Raw genomic sequence first — 15,862 nt, forward strand, 5'->3', positions numbered from 1 at the left:
CGCACCACACACGATCAGGAGTGACCTGTGGAAAAGTTTAAAGGCGCCTTGCTGGTAGGCGCTCTTCGGTTGTTTGCCCTGCTGCCCTGGCGCGCCGTACAAGCCGTCGGCACGGGGATCGGCTGGATCATGTGGAAAACCCCCAACCGTTCCCGCGATACCGTGCGGATCAACCTCTCCAAATGCTTCCCGGACATGGACCCTGCAGAACGCGAGCGCCTGGTGGGCCGCAGCCTGATGGACATCGGCAAGTCCCTCACCGAAAGCGCCTGCGCGTGGATCTGGCCGGCGCAGCGCTCCATCGACCTGGTCCGCGAAGTCGAGGGCTTGGAAGTGCTGCACGAGGCCCTGGCTTCTGGCAAAGGCGTGGTGGGCATCACCAGCCACCTGGGCAACTGGGAAGTGTTGAACCACTTCTATTGCAGCCAGTGCAAACCGATCATTTTCTATCGCCCCCCCAAGCTCAAGGCGGTGGACGAACTGCTGCGCAAACAACGCGTGCAGCTGGGCAACCGCGTGGCGGCTTCCACCAAGGAAGGCATTCTCAGCGTGATCAAGGAAGTGCGCAAAGGCGGCCAGGTGGGCATTCCTGCCGACCCGGAGCCGGCTGAGTCCGCCGGGATCTTCGTACCGTTTTTTGCCACCCAGGCGCTTACCAGCAAGTTCGTGCCGAACATGCTCGCGGGCCACAAGGCGGTGGGTGTGTTCCTGCATGCCCTGCGGCTGCCGGACGGCTCGGGCTACAAGGTGATCCTGGAAGCGGCGCCGGAGGACATGTACAGCACCGACACCGCGACGTCCTGTGCGGCGATGAGCAAGGTAGTTGAGCGCTATGTAGGTGCTTACCCAAGCCAGTACATGTGGAGCATGAAACGCTTCAAGAAACGCCCGCCGGGTGAGGCGCGGTGGTACTGACTCACCGCTGACCTCCAGCCCAATGGAGATCAAATGTGGGAGCTGGCTTGCCTGCGATAGCATCACCTCGGAGTGCCTGATATACCGAGGTGTCTGCATCGCAGGCAAGCCAGCTCCCACAGGTGATCACCTCAGGTTTGGCGATCAAGTTTCTTCAGGAACACCGTCATTTCTTTTTCGGCCTGTTTGTCGCCATGGGCCTGGGCGGCTTCGATGCCCTTCTCCCATGCCAGGTGTGCTGCCGCGCGATCTTCCAATCCCAGCCGCGCCTTGCCCAACAACTTCCACGCCGCCGAATACTTCGGATCGAACTCGACGCATCGCTGCAAATGCTCGGCCGCCGTTGCGTTGTCCTTCAGGTCCAGATAACCCTTGCCCAGGCCAAAGCGCAGCAATGAATTATCCACACCCTTGGCGAGCATTTTTTCCAGGGATTCGAGCATGACTGTGCGTCCTTTAGCTATATAGCGGTTTCGATATCGTCATCGCGGGCAAGCCCGCTCCCACACTTGGAACGCGATCACATGTGGGAGCGGGCTTGCCGCGATGGCGGCGGCAGGCTCACTCAAATTTTTAATCAGAAAAAGCTCAACCCCACGTGGAACAGCTTCTCCACATCGCGGATATGTTTCTTGTCCACAAGGAACAAAATCACGTGGTCTCCGGTGGCGATCACCGTGTCGTCGTGGGCAATGATCACTTCTTCATCGCGAATGATCGCGCCAATGGTGGTACCGGGCGGCAGGCCGATATCGCGGATCGCCTTGCCAATCACTTTGCTGGACTTGGAGTCACCGTGGGCAATCGCCTCGATGGCTTCCGCTGCGCCACGGCGCAACGAGTGCACGCTGACAATGTCGCCACGCCGTACGTGGGCGAGCAAGGTACCGATGGTCGCCAACTGCGGGCTGATGGCAATGTCGATATCGCCGCCCTGGATCAGGTCCACATAGGCCGGGTTGTTGATGATGGTCATCACCTTCTTCGCCCCCAGCCGCTTGGCGAGCAAGGACGACATGATATTGGCTTCGTCATCGTTGGTCAGGGCCAGGAAGATATCCGCGTCGGCGATGTTCTCTTCCATCAGCAGGTCACGGTCCGAGGCGCTGCCTTGCAGTACGACAGTGCTGTCGAGGGTGTCGGACAAATGCCGACACCGCGTCGGGCTCATCTCGATGATCTTCACCTGATAGCGGCTTTCGATGGCTTCGGCCAAACGCTCGCCAATCTGCCCACCGCCGGCGATGACGATGCGTTTGTAGCTTTCGTCGAGCCTGCGCATTTCGCTCATGACCGCACGAATGTTCGCCTTGGCGGCGATGAAAAACACTTCGTCGTCAGCCTCGATCACCGTATCGCCCTGGGGCAGGATCGGCCGGTCACGGCGGAAAATCGCGGCGACGCGGGTTTCCACATTCGGCATGTGCTCACGCAGCTGGCGCAATTGCTGGCCAACCAGCGGCCCGCCGTAATAGGCCTTCACGGCTACCAGTTGCGCTTTGCCTTCAGCGAAGTCGATAACCTGTAGCGCACCTGGAATTTCGATCAGGCGCTTGATGTAGTGGGTCACCACCTGTTCCGGGCTGATCAGGACGTCTACCGGGATGGCGTCGTTGTCGAACAGCCCGGCGCGGGTCAGGTAAGCCGCTTCGCGCACCCGAGCGATCTTGGTCGGGGTGTGGAACAGGGTGTGGGCGACCTGGCAGGCGACCATGTTGGTCTCGTCGCTGTTGGTCACAGCCACCAGCATGTCGGCATCGTCGGCACCGGCCTGGCGCAGCACCGTCGGAAACGACGCGCGGCCTTGCACCGTACGAATGTCCAGGCGGTCGCCCAGGTTGCGCAAGCGCTCGGCATCGGTGTCGACCACGGTGATGTCGTTGGCTTCACCGGCCAAATGTTCGGCCAGCGTGCCACCCACCTGCCCTGCTCCAAGGATGATGATTTTCATCCGGTCACTCCCTTAAAACCATTCAGCCGCGCGCGGCGGCAATCTTGATCAGTTTGGCGTAGTAGAAGCCATCGTGCCCGCCTTCCTGCGCGAGCAGTTGGCGGCCGTGGGGCTGCTTGATGCCGGCGCTGGTGGCGAGGTCCAGTTCGCGCGCGCCGCTGGTGCGGGCGAGGAAGGCTTGGATGACCTCGGTATTTTCGGTGGGCAGCGTGGAGCAGGTGGCGTAAAGCAGGATGCCGCCCACTTCCAGGGTTGGCCACAGCGCGTCGAGCAGTTCGCCTTGCAACACCGCCAGGGCGGCGATGTCGTCGGGCTGGCGGGTCAGCTTGATGTCCGGGTGCCGACGGATCACACCGGTGGCGGAGCAAGGAGCGTCCAGCAGGATGCGCTGGAATGGCTTGCCGTCCCACCACGTCGCGGTGTCGCGGCCGTCGGCGGCGATCAGGTCGGCGCTGAGGCCCAGGCGTGCAAGGTTTTCCCGCACGCGCACCAGGCGCTTGGCCTCAAGGTCCACAGCCACCACACCGGCCAGGTCTTTTTCAACCTCAAGGATGTGACACGTCTTACCGCCTGGCGCGCAGCAGGCGTCGAGTACGCGCTGGCCTGGGGCCAAATCGAGCAGATCGGCAGCCAATTGCGCGGCCTCGTCCTGCACGCTGATCCAGCCTTGGGCAAAGCCCGGCAGGCTGCGCACATCGGCGGCGGCTTCCAGCACGATACCGTCCGTGCTGTACACGCACGGGGTGGCGTTGATGGCCGCGTCGGCGAGTAATTGCAGGTATGCATCCCGGCTGTGGTGGCGACGGTTGACCCGCAGGATCATCGGCGGGTGCGCGTTGTTGGCCGCGCAGATAGCCTCCCATTGCTCGGGCCAAAAGGCCTTCAGGGATTTTTGCAGCCAGCGCGGGTGGGCGGTGCGCACCACCGGATCATGTTCCAGCTCGGCCAACAGCGTTTCGCTTTCACGCTGGGCGCGGCGCAGCACGGCATTGAGCAGGGCCTTGGCCCAGGGTTTTTTCAGCTTGTCGGCGCAGCCGACGGTTTCACCAATGGCGGCGTGGGCGGGCACGCGGGTGTAGAGCAACTGGTAGAGACCCACCAGCAACAGCGCCTCGACATCCGCGTCCGCCGTTTTGAACGGTTTTTGCAGCAGCTTGGCGGCCAACGCAGACAACCGTGGCTGCCAACGGGCGGTGCCAAAGGCCAGGTCCTGCGTAAACCCCCGATCGCGGTCTTCAACCTTATCCAACTGCGTGGGCAATGAACTGTTCAGCGAAGCCTTGCCGTTGAGCACGGCGGCGAGAGCCTTGGCGGCGGCCAGACGTGGGTTCATTGAGTGACCACTCCAAGCGTGGTGCCCAGGGCGAATTTCTCACGACGACTGTTGAACAAATCACTGAAGTTCAGCGCCTTGCCGCCGGGCAATTGCAGACGCGTCAGGCACAGCGCCTGTTCACCGCAAGCCACCAACAGGCCGTCTTTGCTGGCGCCGATGATCTCGCCGGGAGCGCCTGCACCATCGGCCAGGGTCGCGGCCAACACTTTCAAAGCCTCGCCGTTCAGGGTGCTGTGGCAGATCGGCCACGGGTTGAAGGCACGTACCAGGCGCTCAAGCTCCACGGCTGGGCGGCTCCAGTCGATGCGTGCTTCGTCTTTGTTCAATTTGTGCGCGTAGGTGGCCAGGCTGTCGTCCTGTACCTCGCCTTCCAGTGTGCCGGCAGCCAGGCCAGCGATGGCCTGGATCACGGCGGGCGGCCCCAATTCAGCGAGGCGGTCGTGCAGGCTGCCGCCGGTGTCTTGGGCGGTGATCGGTGTGGTGACTTTGAGCAGCATCGGCCCGGTATCCAGGCCGGCTTCCATGCGCATCACGGTCACGCCGCTCTCGCTGTCGCCTGCTTCAACGGCACGTTGAATCGGCGCCGCACCGCGCCAGCGGGGCAGCAGTGAAGCATGACTGTTGATGCAACCCAGGCGCGGTATATCCAGCACAGCCTGAGGCAGGATCAAACCGTAAGCCACCACCACCAGCAGGTCCGGCTTCAGCGCGGCCAGTTCGGCCTGGGCGTCGGCGTTACGCAGGGTCGGCGGTTGCAGCACCGGAATGTTGTGCTCCAGTGCTAATTGCTTGACCGGGCTCGGCATCAGTTTTTGCCCGCGACCGGCCGGGCGATCCGGTTGGGTGTACACCGCGACGATGTCATAAGGGCTGGCAAGCAGCGCCTTGAGGTGTTCGGCGGCAAATTCAGGAGTGCCGGCAAAAACAATGCGCAATGGCTCGGTCATGGGAGTTCTCGGTTAAAAACAGTCACAAAAGAAAAAGGCTTGCCGCAGCAAGCCTTTGGAAGAAGGGCATCAAGCTTGCTGGCGATGCTTTTTTTCCAGCTTTTTCTTGATCCTGTCCCGCTTGAGCGTGGACAGGTAATCGACAAACAGTTTGCCGTTAAGGTGGTCGCATTCATGCTGGATGCACACCGCCAACAGACCTTCGGCAATCAGCTCAAACGGCTTGCCGTCACGGTCCAGCGCCTTGATCTTAACGCGCAGCGGGCGTTCAACGTTCTCGTAGAACTCCGGCACCGACAGGCAGCCTTCCTGGTATTCGCCCATCTCTTCGGTCAGCGGTTCGAACTCAGGGTTGATGTACACCCGAGGTTCGCTGCGATCTTCCGACAGGTCCATGACCACGACACGCAGGTGCACGTTGACCTGGGTAGCGGCGAGGCCGATGCCCGGGGCTTCATACATTGTTTCAAACATGTCATCGACCAACTGACGAACCTTGTCGTCCACTACGGCCACCGGCTTGGCGATCGTGCGCAGGCGCGAGTCGGGAAATTCGAGGATGTTCAAAATAGCCATAAGCGTAATTGCTGCACATGTGAGGAAGAGACAAATCGGCGGTGGGATGGACCCATACGGCCGGTGTGAAACGCTCGGAAGCCGCGAAGGCTATGGCATTTCACGCGAACGCACATAATAAAGGAGATTCACCCCATGAGGAAATCGCTACTCGTCTTGCTGCTGTGGGCCCCGTTCGCCACGGCATTGATTGTGCAACCCACTGAGCGTCTGGATCAGGCCGCGCAACAGGCCATTCAGCATTTTTTACTGCACAACCGTATTTTTGACTCCCCCCACGACCTGGACAACGCGCCTTATATTATTGCGGCTCAAGGCGGGCGCGTGCTGGGTGCCAACGACGAGCGTGTGCATGCGCGCGGGCATCTGGACCCGGCCCAGCCCAGCTACGGGATCTTTCGGCGGGGCAAGGCCTACACCGACCCCGTTACCCAGGAATTACTCGGCATCAATGCCGACGACATCGGCACTGCACGCTTTGTGCTTGCCGACAGCCTCACCACCTTGGCAGTGCAACGGGTGACCCAGGAAATTCGCCCGGGTGACCGTTTGTTGCGCGCCGAGCCTCCCGTTGCTTTGGCCAGCCTGGAACCCTGCAAACCCGCACCCTTGATTACAGGGCACATCATCGACATCCCCAAGGGCGTCACGCAGATTGGCGTGCTCGATGCTGTGACCCTGAACAAGGGCCGCCGCGATGGCCTGATGGAAGGCCAACTGCTCACGGTGATCAAGGCTGGCGCCACCGTGCGAGACGCCCTCACCGGTACGCCCACGCCGCTCCCGGATGAGCGAGCGGGCACCCTGCTGGTGTTTCGCACCTACGAAAAGCTCAGCTATGCCCTGGTGCTCAGTGCTTCAAGGTCGTTGGCCGTGCAAGACCGTTTCGAGACGGCTCAACAAGCGCAATAAATAGCCTGCTAAATAAGTTACCAACAGAGTTATCCACAGCTTGTTCCGGTCAAGGATGATCATATGAATCCGATAAACAGTAGCGATATTTCCCCGGCAGAGCTGGAAGCCCGGCTACGCTTGCACAGGCTGCCAGAACTGGGGCCCAAGCGTTTTCACGTGTTGATCGAAGCCTTTGGTTGCGCTTCCAAGGCCCTGAGTGCTCCCGCCAGCGCCTGGCGTTCCCTCGGTTTGCCCGCCATCAGTGCCGAGGCCCGACGTAGCCCCAAAGTCCGTGACGGTGCCAGTGAGGCGTTGGCCTGGCTGGCGCGCCCGGCCCAGCATTTGCTGATGTGGGACCAACCAGAGTACCCGGCGTTGCTCGCGCAGATCGACGATGCGCCGCCGTTGTTATTCGTGGCGGGCGACCCCGGTATTCTGGAAAAACCACAGTTGGCCATGGTCGGAAGCCGGCGTGCCTCTCGCCCAGGCATGGACACGGCAGCGGCCTTTTCCCGCAGCCTGGCGAGCGCCGGTTTTGTCATCACCAGTGGGCTGGCGGTGGGCATTGACGGCGCAGCGCACCAGGCGGCATTGGACGTGGGCGGCCATACCATCGGCGTGCTTGGCACTGGCCTGGAAAATTTTTATCCACAGCGCCATCGCAAGCTTGCTGCGGCGATGATCGCCCAAGGCAGCGCCGTGGTTTCCGAGTTTCCGCTGGATACCGCGCCCCAGGCCGGTAATTTCCCACGGCGCAACCGGATTATCAGCGGGTTGTCGTTAGGCGTGCTGGTGGTGGAGGCCAGTATGTCCAGCGGCTCGCTGATCACCGCACGCCTGGCGGCGGAGCAAGGGCGTGAGGTGTACGCGATTCCGGGTTCCATCCACCACCCCGCCGCCAAGGGCTGTCATCAACTGATCCGTGATGGCGCGGTGCTGGTGGAAACCATCGAGCACATTCTTGAAGGCCTGCGCGGTTGGCAGCGGTTGCCCCCTGCTGCGCCGGTGCCCGTGACCCATCCGCTGGTGGCGCTGCTGCACGCGGCACCGCATAGCAGCGAAGCCTTGGCGATTGCCAGCGGCCGGCCGTTGTCCCAAGTGCTGGCCACCCTGACGGAGCTGGAGTTGGAGGGCCAGGTGATTTGCGAAAGCGGGCGCTGGCTGGCGCGGTGTCCGCTTTTGTAGTGGACGTTTTTGGCGCTAGGTTTTGTAACGAAGATCGGTAAACTGCCCAGAGCTTTAGTCCGGAGAGTAAACAATGGTCAACAGGTGGCGTGTGCTGGAAGCCGCACGGGAAATTCGCGCAGGCGCGGTGATCGCCTATCCGACCGAAGCGGTCTGGGGCCTGGGCTGCGACCCGTGGAACGAAGAAGCAGTGGATCGGCTGCTGGCGATCAAGAACCGCTCGGTCGACAAAGGCCTGATCCTGGTGGCGGACAATATTCGTCAGTTCGACTTTCTGTTTGAAGATTTCCCGGACACATGGATCGAACGCATGGCCAGCACCTGGCCAGGGCCGAATACGTGGCTGGTGCCCCATCAAGACTTGCTGCCCGAATGGGTCACGGGTGTGCATGACACCGTAGCGCTGCGGGTCAGTGATCATCCGTTGGTGAGAGATTTGTGCGCCGAGGTCGGCCCGTTGATTTCCACCTCGGCCAACCCACAGGGCCGTCCGGCAGCCCGCACGCGGATTCGCGTGGAGCAGTATTTTCGCGGGCAAGTGGACCTGGTGTTGGGCGGCGCCTTGGGTGGGCGCAAGAACCCGAGCCTGATTCGGGACCTGGTGACGGGTGATGTGGTGCGCCCCTCCTAGGTGCAGCTCGTTCCCACGCTCTGCGTGGGAACGCCGCATTGGACGCTCTGCGTCCGCTTGTGACGCAGAGCGTCACGGTATGCATTCCCACGCAGAGCGTGGGTACGATCTTAAGGCAGCAGGATGGTCGATCCAGTCGTGCGCCGCGCCGACAACTCCGTCTGCGCTTTGGCCGCCTCTGCCAGCGAGTAGCGCTGGTTGATATCAATGCGCACCTTGCCACTTTTGATCATCGAAAACAGATCGTCCGCCATCGCCTGCAAGTTCGCCGGGTTGTTCGCGTAGGTCGCCAAAGTAGGCCGGGTCACGTACAGCGATCCTTTCGCCGACAGAATCCCCAGGTTCACCCCATCCACTGCACCCGACGCATTGCCGAAGCTCACCAACAAGCCCCGCGGTGACACGCTGTCGAGCGAGGTCAGCCAGGTGTCTTTGCCGACGCCGTCATATACCACCGGGCACTTCTTGCCGTCAGTCAATTCCAGTACGCGTTGTGCGACATCTTCCTTGCTGTAGTCGATGGTTTCCCAGGCGCCCAGCGATTTGGCCAAAGCGGCTTTTTCCGGGGAGCTGACCGTACCGATCAACTTCACGCCCAGGGCCTTGGCCCATTGGCAGGCCAGGGAACCCACGCCACCGGCGGCGGCGTGGAACAAAATGGTTTCACCGCCTTTGAGCTCATAGGTCTGGCGCAACAGGTATTGCACGGTCAGGCCTTTGAGCATGGCACCGGCGGCCTGTTCAAAGCTGATCTCATCCGGCAGGTGCACCAAGTTGGCGGCAGGCAACACATGTAGCTCGCTGTAGGCACCCAGCGGGCCGCTACCGTAGGCCACGCGGTCGCCAACTTTGAATTGGCTGACTTCACTGCCCACCGCGTCCACCACGCCAGCGCCTTCCGCACCCAGGCCCGATGGCAGGGCGGGCGGCGCGTAGAGACCACTGCGGAAATAGGTGTCGATGAAGTTCAGGCCGATGGCCTCGTTGCGCACCCGAACCTGCTGTGGGCCAGGCTCCGCTGGCGTGTAGTCCACATATTCAAGTACTTCGGGGCCGCCATGGGCGCTGAACTGGATACGTTTGGCCATCTGCACTTCTCCTTGGGTTCGAATCTGCGTAGCCCCCTATCGGACTCCTAAGCTTGATCCTCGTCAACTGCTGTGCACCTAAGTGCAGTGGCATGTAGGCGCAGTGGTATCCTGTGCGCCCATTTGCCGCCGACGCCCCATGGGCCTCGCGTAGCTTTGCCCGATTCAAGGTGATGCCATGACTACCCGCACCGAGGCCGTTAAAGCCTACCTGCTTGACCTGCAAGACCGCATTTGCAGCGCCCTGGAAACCTTCGAGACGGACACTCGCTTTATCGAAGACGCCTGGACCCGGCCAGCCGGCGGTGGCGGTCGTACCCGTGTGATGGAAAACGGTTCGGTGATCGAAAAAGGCGGTGTCAACTTTTCCCACGTGTTCGGCAGCGGTCTGCCACCGTCTGCCAGTGCCCATCGCCCTGAACTGGCGGGCCGTGGGTTTGAGGCCCTGGGTGTGTCGCTGGTGATCCATCCGCATAACCCTCATGTACCGACTTCCCACGCCAATGTGCGGTTTTTCATCGCTGAAAAAGAAGGTGAAGAACCGGTGTGGTGGTTCGGTGGTGGCTTCGATCTCACCCCGTATTACGGCAATGAAGAAGACTGCATTCACTGGCACCGCGTGGCCGAGCAGGCCTGTGCACCGTTTGGCCCGGATGTGTACTCCCGCTACAAGGCCTGGTGTGACACCTACTTCCACATCAAGCACCGCAACGAGCCCCGTGGCATCGGTGGGCTGTTCTTCGATGACTTGAACGAGTGGGGCTTTGACACCTGCTTCGCCTTCATCCGCGCCATCGGCGATGCCTACATCGATGCCTATCTGCCGATTGTGCAGCGTCGCAAGGCCATGGCGTACACCGAGCAACAACGCCAGTTCCAGGAGTTCCGCCGGGGCCGCTACGTTGAGTTCAACCTGGTCTATGACCGGGGCACCCTGTTCGGCCTGCAATCGGGCGGGCGTACGGAGTCGATCCTGATGTCGCTGCCACCTCAGGTACGCTGGAGCTACGACTGGAAGGCCGAAGCCGGCAGCGAAGAGGCGCGCCTCACCGACTACTTCCTGCAAGACCGTGACTGGCTCGGCGTTGCCGCGCCCAAGGCGGCGGTGTGATGGACCGTTATGTGGTGTTCGGCAACCCCATCGGCCATAGCAAGTCGCCGCTGATTCATCGTCTGTTCGCCGCCCAGACCGGCGAGCAACTGGACTACAGCACGATGCTCGCGCCGTTGGAGGACTTCACCGCCTGTGCCCGTGAGTTTTTCCAACAGGGCCGTGGCGCCAACGTGACCGTGCCGTTCAAGGAAGAGGCCTATCGCTTGGCCAATACCCTGACCGAACGTGCCCAGCGCGCCGGCGCCGTGAACACCTTGAGCAAACTGGCTGACGGCACGTTGTTGGGCGACAACACCGACGGCGCGGGCCTGGTGCGCGACTTGACGGTCAATGCCGGGCTGAGCCTGCAAGGCAAACGCATTCTGTTGTTGGGCGCCGGTGGCGCGGTACGCGGTGCGCTGGAGCCGTTGCTGGCGCAGCAACCCTCGTCGTTGATCATCGCCAACCGCACCGTGGAAAAGGCCGAGCGGCTGGCTGAGCTGTTCGATGACCTGGGCCCGGTGTCTGCCAGTGGTTTCGACTGGTTGCGTGAGCCGGTGGATGTGATCATCAATGCCACGTCGGCCAGCCTGTCAGGCGATGTACCGCCGATTGCCGGCAGCCTGATCGAGCCGGGCAAGACCTTCTGCTACGACATGATGTACGCCAAGGAACCCACCGCATTCTGCCGCTGGGCGAGCGAGCAAGGCGCGGCGGTGGCGATGGATGGCCTGGGCATGCTGGTGGAGCAAGCGGCGGAAGCCTTCTTGCTGTGGCGCGGCGTGCGTCCGGATTCGGGCCCCGTACTGGCCGAACTGCGCCGGCAATTGGCCTGATCCCACACGCTGATGTGGGCACACTTAATGTGGGAGCTGGCTTGCCTGCGATAGCAATAGGTCAGTTACCCATGTGCTGGCTGATCCACCGCTATCGCAGGCAAGCCAGCTCCCACAGTTGATCGGGTTTAATCTTCGAAATGGAGGGGGCAGTTATCCGGCCCCTCCAGCTTCATCAATTCCTCGACCACCTGCGGCCTGGCCCCACGCAACGTCAAGCTACGGCCCAACCCCGCCAACCGCCGCGCCTCCTGGTGCAGCATCTCCACCCCGGAATAGTCGATAAAGTTGATCTGCTGCGCCTCGATCACCACCCGCTCACCCTGCAGACGTTGCAGGCGCACTTGCAGGTAATGGCTGGCGCCAAAAAAGATCGAGCCGCCCACCCGCAACACATCCGCTTCACCGTCGCGCCAGTGTTGCACCCGTGGCTGCGAGGTGCGTTTGAGGTAGAAAAACAGCGACGCCAGCACCCCGGCATAGATCGCCGTTTGCAGCTCCAGCAACAAGGTGGCGACACAGGTCAGGCTCATCACCACAAATTCGGCGCGGCTGACCCGGAACAGCGCACGGATGCCGCGGTGGTCCACCAGGCCCCAGCAGATCAGCAGGATGCTCGCCGCCATGCTCGGGATCGGAATATGCGCAATCAACGCTGCGCCAAATAACGCGAATAACGCCACCCACAGAGCCGAAAAAACCCCCGCCAATGGCGAACAGGCACCCGCCTCATAACTGAGGCCCGAGCGGGTGAACGATCCGGCTGACAGGTATCCGGAAAAAAATCCGCCCACGATGTTGGATAAACCCTGGGCGCGTACTTCCTGGTTGGCGTCGAGCAGTTGTTGCGAGCGGGCGGACAGCGAACGGGCAATCGACAGGCTGGTCACCAACCCCAGCATTCCCACCGCTACGGCACTGGGCAGCAGGCGTAGTACCAGATCCAGATCCATCGGCAACGGGCTGAACGGCGGCAGTTTGCCAATAAACGAACTGACCCGTGCCACATGCCCGAACATCGCCGGCAACAGCCATGCCGCCAGGCTGCCCAACACCAAGGCGATCAACAATGTCGGCCAACGTGGCACGAGGTACTTGAGCAGCATACCTGCCAGCAATGTACCCAGCCCCAGGGCCAGGGACGCGTGGTCCCACTCGCCACGATGGTCGATCAGCGCCAGCAGGCCATTGATAGCCGTGGCCTGGCTCGGTAAATCCAAGCCGAGCAGGTTGGGCAATTGCCCCAAGGCGATCACTACGGCGGCACCCAGGGTGAAACCCAGCACCACCGAATGGGAGACAAAGTTCACCAACGCGCCGAAGCGCAGCAGGCCGAGCAACCATTGGAATACCCCGGCGAGAAAGGTCAGCAACAGGATGAGGGTGATGTAGTCCTGGGAGCCTGGCACGGCCAGTGGGCTGATGCTGGCGTAAAGCACGATGGAGATGGCGGCCGTGGGCCCGCAGATCAGGTGCCAGGACGAGCCCCACAGGCAGGCGATCAATACTGGGATGATGGCTGCGTAGAGCCCATATTCGGGTGGGAGACCGGCGATCAGTGCGTAGGCAATCGACTGCGGCAGCGCAAGCACAGCGCCGCTGAGGCCGACGATCGCGTCCCGGCCGACGCTGGCGCGGGTTTGGCGCGGCAGCCAGCGCAGGAAAGGCAAGAGTGTATGGCGGTTGGGCCGGGGCATCGCAGGCTCGGATAAAGGGTTTTGGCAAGAGTATCAATATGCATGGGTACCTGTGGGAGCTGGCTTGCCTGCGATGCTGGCGCCTCGGTGTGAGAGGCATACCGGGGTGATGCTATCGCAGGCAAGCCAGCTCCCACGGGGTCGCCGGCAAGCGTCAGAGTTGATCGTTCCCACGCTCTGCGTGGGAATGCTGCTCGGGACGCTCTGCGTCCGATTTTAACGTCAGAGTTTGGCTTTTACCGCCGGCAACGCCTCCTGGCCGTCCAGGGTTTTCACCCCCTCCAGCCATTGGTCTAGGACCGCCGGGTTGGCCTTGATCCACGTCTTCGCCGCCTGCGCATTGCTGACCTTGTTGTTCGCCACGTCAGCCATGATGCTGTTCTCCATGGCCTGGGTAAAACTCAGGTTGGTCAGCAGTTTGCCGACATTGGGGCACGCTTGTGCGTAACCCTTGCGAGTCAAGGTATAGACGCTGCCGGTGGCACCAAAGTACTGCTCGCCGCCCTTGAGGTAGCGCATTTTCAGTTGCACGTTCATCGGGTGCGGGGTCCAGCCGAGAAAGGTGATGAAACGCTGTTTCTTCACCGCTCGCGAGACCTCTGCGAGCATCGCCTGTTCGCTGGACTCGATCAGCTTCCACTGCCCCAGGTCGAAATCATTTTTCTTGATGATCTCCTGCAACGAGATATTGGCTGGTGCGCCGGAGCCGATGCCGTAGATCTTCTTGTCGAACTTGTCGGCAAATGTGTTCAGGTCGGCAAAGTCATGCACCCCGGCGTCCCACACATAGTCCGGCACGGCGAGGGTGAACTCGGTGCCCTCCAGGTTCTTCGCCAGTTGCACCACATCGCCGTTGGCCACGAACTTGTCGTAGAAGCCCTGCTGCGCCGGCATCCAGTTGCCGAGGAAGACATCCACCTGGCCGTCCTTGAGCCCGCCGAAGGTAATCGGCACCGCCAGGGTGTCGACCTTGGGTTGATAGCCCATGCCCGTCAGCAGGAAACTGGTGATAGCGTTGGTGGCGGCAATATCGCTCCAGCCTGGATCGGCCATCTTTACCGTTTCGCAGCGAGTGTCTGCGTACACCTGGGCGCTGCTGAGCACCACCAAACTCAGTACCACGGTCAACTTTTGCATGGCCTTCCCTCTGTCTACTTATTGGTTTTGGCAGGGTTGTGGAAAACGTGCTTTGCGCTCCAGGTCATCAAGGTCGATATGGTTGCGCATGTACTGCTGACTGGCGTCTACCAGTGGCTGGTGATCCCAGCTCTTGAGCTTGCCTTGGGTCAGCGCTTCAAACACCAGGCGGCGACGGCGTTGGCTGGCGAGCACCTGTTGATGGATCGCCGGGATGTCCCATTTAGCCCGCGCTTCGCGCAAGAACGCCTCGAACAATGGCCGATGTTCAGCTGACTGGCTGAGGTTTTCCTGCTCGTTCGGGTCGTTGTACAGATCGAACAATAGGCAAGGATCGTCCTCGCTGTAGATGAATTTGTAGGCGCCCCGGCGAATCATCATCAATGGGCTGACGGTGCCTTCGGCCATGTATTCGCCAAACACTTCGTCATGCCCGCCCTGCCCCTGCAAGTGCGCGACCAGCGAGCGGCCGTCCAGCGGCAAGTGCGGATCCAGTTCGCCGCCGGCCAATTCCACCAGGGTCGGCAACAAGTCGGCGGTCGACACGGCCTGGGCGACGCGGCCAGCGGCGAACTGCCCCGGTGCACTGATCAGCAGCGGCACGCGGGCGGCCATTTCAAACCAGTGCATTTTGTACCAGAGGCCGCGCTCGCCAAGCATGTCGCCGTGGTCGCCAGAGAAAATGATCAGGGTGTCGTCGGCCAGGCCGGTGTCTTCCAGGGTCTGCAGCAGCTTGCCGACGTTGCTGTCGATGTAGCTGCAGGCACCGAAGTAGGCGCGGCGGGCGTCGCGGATCTTATCCACAGGCAGCGGTTTGTCCCACAAGTCATAAACCTTGAGCAGCCGCTGGGAATGCGGGTCGAGATCGGCCTGGGGCGGCGTCGCGGGCATTGGGATCTCGGTGTCGGCGTAGAGGTCCCAGAACGGCTTGGGAATGGTGTAAGGGTCGTGGGGATGAGTCATCGACACGGTCAGGCAGAACGGCTGGTCGCCCGGCTCGCGGATGTGGTCGAACAGATATTGCTGGGCCTTGAACACCACCTCTTCGTCGAAATCCAGCTGGTTGGTGCGTACACACGGACCGGCTTGCAGCACCGAGGACATGTTGTGATACCAGGTAGGGCGTACGTCTGGCTCATCCCAGTTCACCGCCCAGCCGTAGTCGGCGGGGTAGATGTCGCTGGTCAGGCGTTCCTCATAGCCGTGCAACTGGTCGGGGCCGCAGAAGTGCATCTTGCCCGACAGTGCGGTGCGGTAGCCCAGGCGGCGCAAGTAGTGGGCATAGGTCGGCACGTCGGCGGGGAAATCGGCGGCGTTGTCGTAGGCGCCGATCTTGCTCGGCAACTGGCCGCTGACCAAGGTGAAGCGCGACGGTGCGCACAACGGGCTGTTGCAATAGGCAGCGTCGAACACCACGCCTTGTGCCGCCAGGCGGCTGAGGTTGGGCAGCTTGATCGGGGAAGGCCCGTAGAACGGCAGCATCGGCGCGGCCATCTGATCGGCCATGATGAAAAGAATATTCTTGCGCTTCATGGTTTCTCGGCATTCCATAGGCAGTGTTTATGCCAATGAGCAT

The 15,862-nt window shown here is 61.6% G+C and carries 15 protein-coding genes; 6 read left to right on the forward strand and 9 right to left on the reverse strand.

The window, feature by feature from the left end:
- Nucleotides 1–27: 27 nt before the first annotated feature.
- On the forward strand, nt 28–915 hold the full coding sequence (locus MHH62_RS24695; RefSeq protein WP_014716285.1) for a lysophospholipid acyltransferase: 888 nt from the start codon (nt 28–30) through the stop codon (nt 913–915).
- 131 nt (nt 916–1,046) lie between these two features.
- On the opposite strand, the gene MHH62_RS24700 is transcribed toward MHH62_RS24695, so the two are convergent.
- The 5 genes from MHH62_RS24700 to def form a co-directional block, all read right to left on the reverse strand.
- Nucleotides 1,047–1,358 carry a tetratricopeptide repeat protein gene (locus MHH62_RS24700; RefSeq protein ID WP_014716286.1) on the reverse strand — a complete coding sequence of 104 codons (312 nt, stop codon included), beginning with the start codon at nt 1,356–1,358 and terminating at the stop codon, nt 1,047–1,049.
- 134 nt (nt 1,359–1,492) lie between these two features.
- Nucleotides 1,493–2,866, reverse strand: a complete 1,374-nt coding sequence (gene trkA, locus MHH62_RS24705) for a Trk system potassium transporter TrkA (protein WP_014716287.1) — start codon at nt 2,864–2,866, stop codon at nt 1,493–1,495.
- 22 nt (nt 2,867–2,888) lie between these two features.
- Nucleotides 2,889–4,199, reverse strand: coding sequence for a 16S rRNA (cytosine(967)-C(5))-methyltransferase RsmB (rsmB, locus tag MHH62_RS24710; protein ID WP_014716288.1), 1,311 nt, complete (start codon nt 4,197–4,199; stop codon nt 2,889–2,891).
- Complete coding sequence (gene fmt, locus MHH62_RS24715; RefSeq protein WP_014716289.1) at nt 4,196–5,149, reverse strand: methionyl-tRNA formyltransferase; 954 nt, start codon at nt 5,147–5,149, stop codon at nt 4,196–4,198. Before fmt ends, rsmB begins: the two co-directional genes overlap by 4 nt.
- A gap of 69 nt (nt 5,150–5,218) precedes the next feature.
- A complete protein-coding gene (gene def / locus MHH62_RS24720) occupies nt 5,219–5,725 on the reverse strand; it encodes a peptide deformylase (protein ID WP_003187273.1) in 507 nt (168 codons plus the stop codon).
- 135 nt (nt 5,726–5,860) lie between these two features.
- On the opposite strand from def, the gene MHH62_RS24725 reads away from it, so the two are divergent.
- The 3 genes from MHH62_RS24725 (at nt 5,861) to MHH62_RS24735 (ending at nt 8,435) form a co-directional block, all read left to right on the forward strand.
- Entirely contained in the window at nt 5,861–6,637 is a 777-nt protein-coding gene (locus MHH62_RS24725; protein WP_014716290.1) for a hypothetical protein, read from the forward strand.
- A gap of 63 nt (nt 6,638–6,700) precedes the next feature.
- On the forward strand, nt 6,701–7,804 hold the full coding sequence (gene dprA, locus MHH62_RS24730) for a DNA-processing protein DprA (protein WP_020301424.1): 1,104 nt from the start codon (nt 6,701–6,703) through the stop codon (nt 7,802–7,804).
- 73 nt (nt 7,805–7,877) lie between these two features.
- Nucleotides 7,878–8,435 (forward strand): L-threonylcarbamoyladenylate synthase, encoded by a 558-nt coding sequence (locus MHH62_RS24735; protein ID WP_014716292.1) that lies wholly within the window; start codon nt 7,878–7,880, stop codon nt 8,433–8,435.
- Nucleotides 8,436–8,545: 110 nt separating this feature from the next.
- On the opposite strand, the gene MHH62_RS24740 is transcribed toward MHH62_RS24735, so the two are convergent.
- Nucleotides 8,546–9,523: a quinone oxidoreductase gene (locus MHH62_RS24740; protein ID WP_339232075.1), complete on the reverse strand. Its 978-nt coding sequence runs from the start codon at nt 9,521–9,523 to the stop codon at nt 8,546–8,548.
- A gap of 178 nt (nt 9,524–9,701) precedes the next feature.
- Here MHH62_RS24740 and hemF point away from each other — a divergent pair, with 178 nt between their 5' ends.
- Together hemF and aroE are read left to right on the forward strand one after the other, a co-directional pair.
- Entirely contained in the window at nt 9,702–10,634 is a 933-nt protein-coding gene (gene hemF, locus MHH62_RS24745) for an oxygen-dependent coproporphyrinogen oxidase (RefSeq protein WP_014716294.1), read from the forward strand.
- On the forward strand, nt 10,634–11,452 hold the full coding sequence (aroE, locus tag MHH62_RS24750; RefSeq protein ID WP_014716295.1) for a shikimate dehydrogenase: 819 nt from the start codon (nt 10,634–10,636) through the stop codon (nt 11,450–11,452). The genes hemF and aroE overlap by 1 nt, the downstream gene beginning before the upstream one ends.
- A gap of 128 nt (nt 11,453–11,580) precedes the next feature.
- Here aroE and MHH62_RS24755 read toward each other — a convergent pair whose 3' ends face one another.
- The 3 genes from MHH62_RS24755 to betC form a co-directional block, all read right to left on the reverse strand.
- Nucleotides 11,581–13,149, reverse strand: a complete 1,569-nt coding sequence (locus MHH62_RS24755) for a SulP family inorganic anion transporter (protein ID WP_019816916.1) — start codon at nt 13,147–13,149, stop codon at nt 11,581–11,583.
- Between the two features lie 222 nt (nt 13,150–13,371).
- Nucleotides 13,372–14,286, reverse strand: a complete 915-nt coding sequence (gene choX, locus MHH62_RS24760) for a choline ABC transporter substrate-binding protein (RefSeq protein ID WP_014716297.1) — start codon at nt 14,284–14,286, stop codon at nt 13,372–13,374.
- An 18-nt stretch (nt 14,287–14,304) separates the two neighbouring features.
- Nucleotides 14,305–15,819, reverse strand: a complete 1,515-nt coding sequence (gene betC, locus MHH62_RS24765; protein WP_130174808.1) for a choline-sulfatase — start codon at nt 15,817–15,819, stop codon at nt 14,305–14,307.
- Between the last annotated feature and the right edge of the window lie 43 nt (nt 15,820–15,862).

This window comes from Pseudomonas sp. FSL L8-0168 (assembly GCF_037976155.1).
Lineage (GTDB): Bacteria > Pseudomonadota > Gammaproteobacteria > Pseudomonadales > Pseudomonadaceae > Aquipseudomonas > Aquipseudomonas paracarnis.

Coding starts and splice junctions, on each gene's coding strand:
- fmt (WP_014716289.1), bottom strand. CDS start 5,149: ATGACCGAGCCATTGCGCATTGTTTTTGCCGGCACTCCTGAATTTGCC.
- MHH62_RS24700 (WP_014716286.1), bottom strand. CDS start 1,358: ATGCTCGAATCCCTGGAAAAAATGCTCGCCAAGGGTGTGGATAATTCA.
- hemF (WP_014716294.1), top strand. CDS start 9,702: ATGACTACCCGCACCGAGGCCGTTAAAGCCTACCTGCTTGACCTGCAA.
- choX (WP_014716297.1), bottom strand. CDS start 14,286: ATGCAAAAGTTGACCGTGGTACTGAGTTTGGTGGTGCTCAGCAGCGCC.
- betC (WP_130174808.1), bottom strand. CDS start 15,819: ATGAAGCGCAAGAATATTCTTTTCATCATGGCCGATCAGATGGCCGCG.
- MHH62_RS24755 (WP_019816916.1), bottom strand. CDS start 13,149: ATGCCCCGGCCCAACCGCCATACACTCTTGCCTTTCCTGCGCTGGCTG.
- dprA (WP_020301424.1), top strand. CDS start 6,701: ATGAATCCGATAAACAGTAGCGATATTTCCCCGGCAGAGCTGGAAGCC.
- aroE (WP_014716295.1), top strand. CDS start 10,634: ATGGACCGTTATGTGGTGTTCGGCAACCCCATCGGCCATAGCAAGTCG.
- rsmB (WP_014716288.1), bottom strand. CDS start 4,199: ATGAACCCACGTCTGGCCGCCGCCAAGGCTCTCGCCGCCGTGCTCAAC.
- MHH62_RS24725 (WP_014716290.1), top strand. CDS start 5,861: ATGAGGAAATCGCTACTCGTCTTGCTGCTGTGGGCCCCGTTCGCCACG.
- trkA (WP_014716287.1), bottom strand. CDS start 2,866: ATGAAAATCATCATCCTTGGAGCAGGGCAGGTGGGTGGCACGCTGGCC.
- MHH62_RS24740 (WP_339232075.1), bottom strand. CDS start 9,523: ATGGCCAAACGTATCCAGTTCAGCGCCCATGGCGGCCCCGAAGTACTT.
- def (WP_003187273.1), bottom strand. CDS start 5,725: ATGGCTATTTTGAACATCCTCGAATTTCCCGACTCGCGCCTGCGCACG.
- MHH62_RS24735 (WP_014716292.1), top strand. CDS start 7,878: ATGGTCAACAGGTGGCGTGTGCTGGAAGCCGCACGGGAAATTCGCGCA.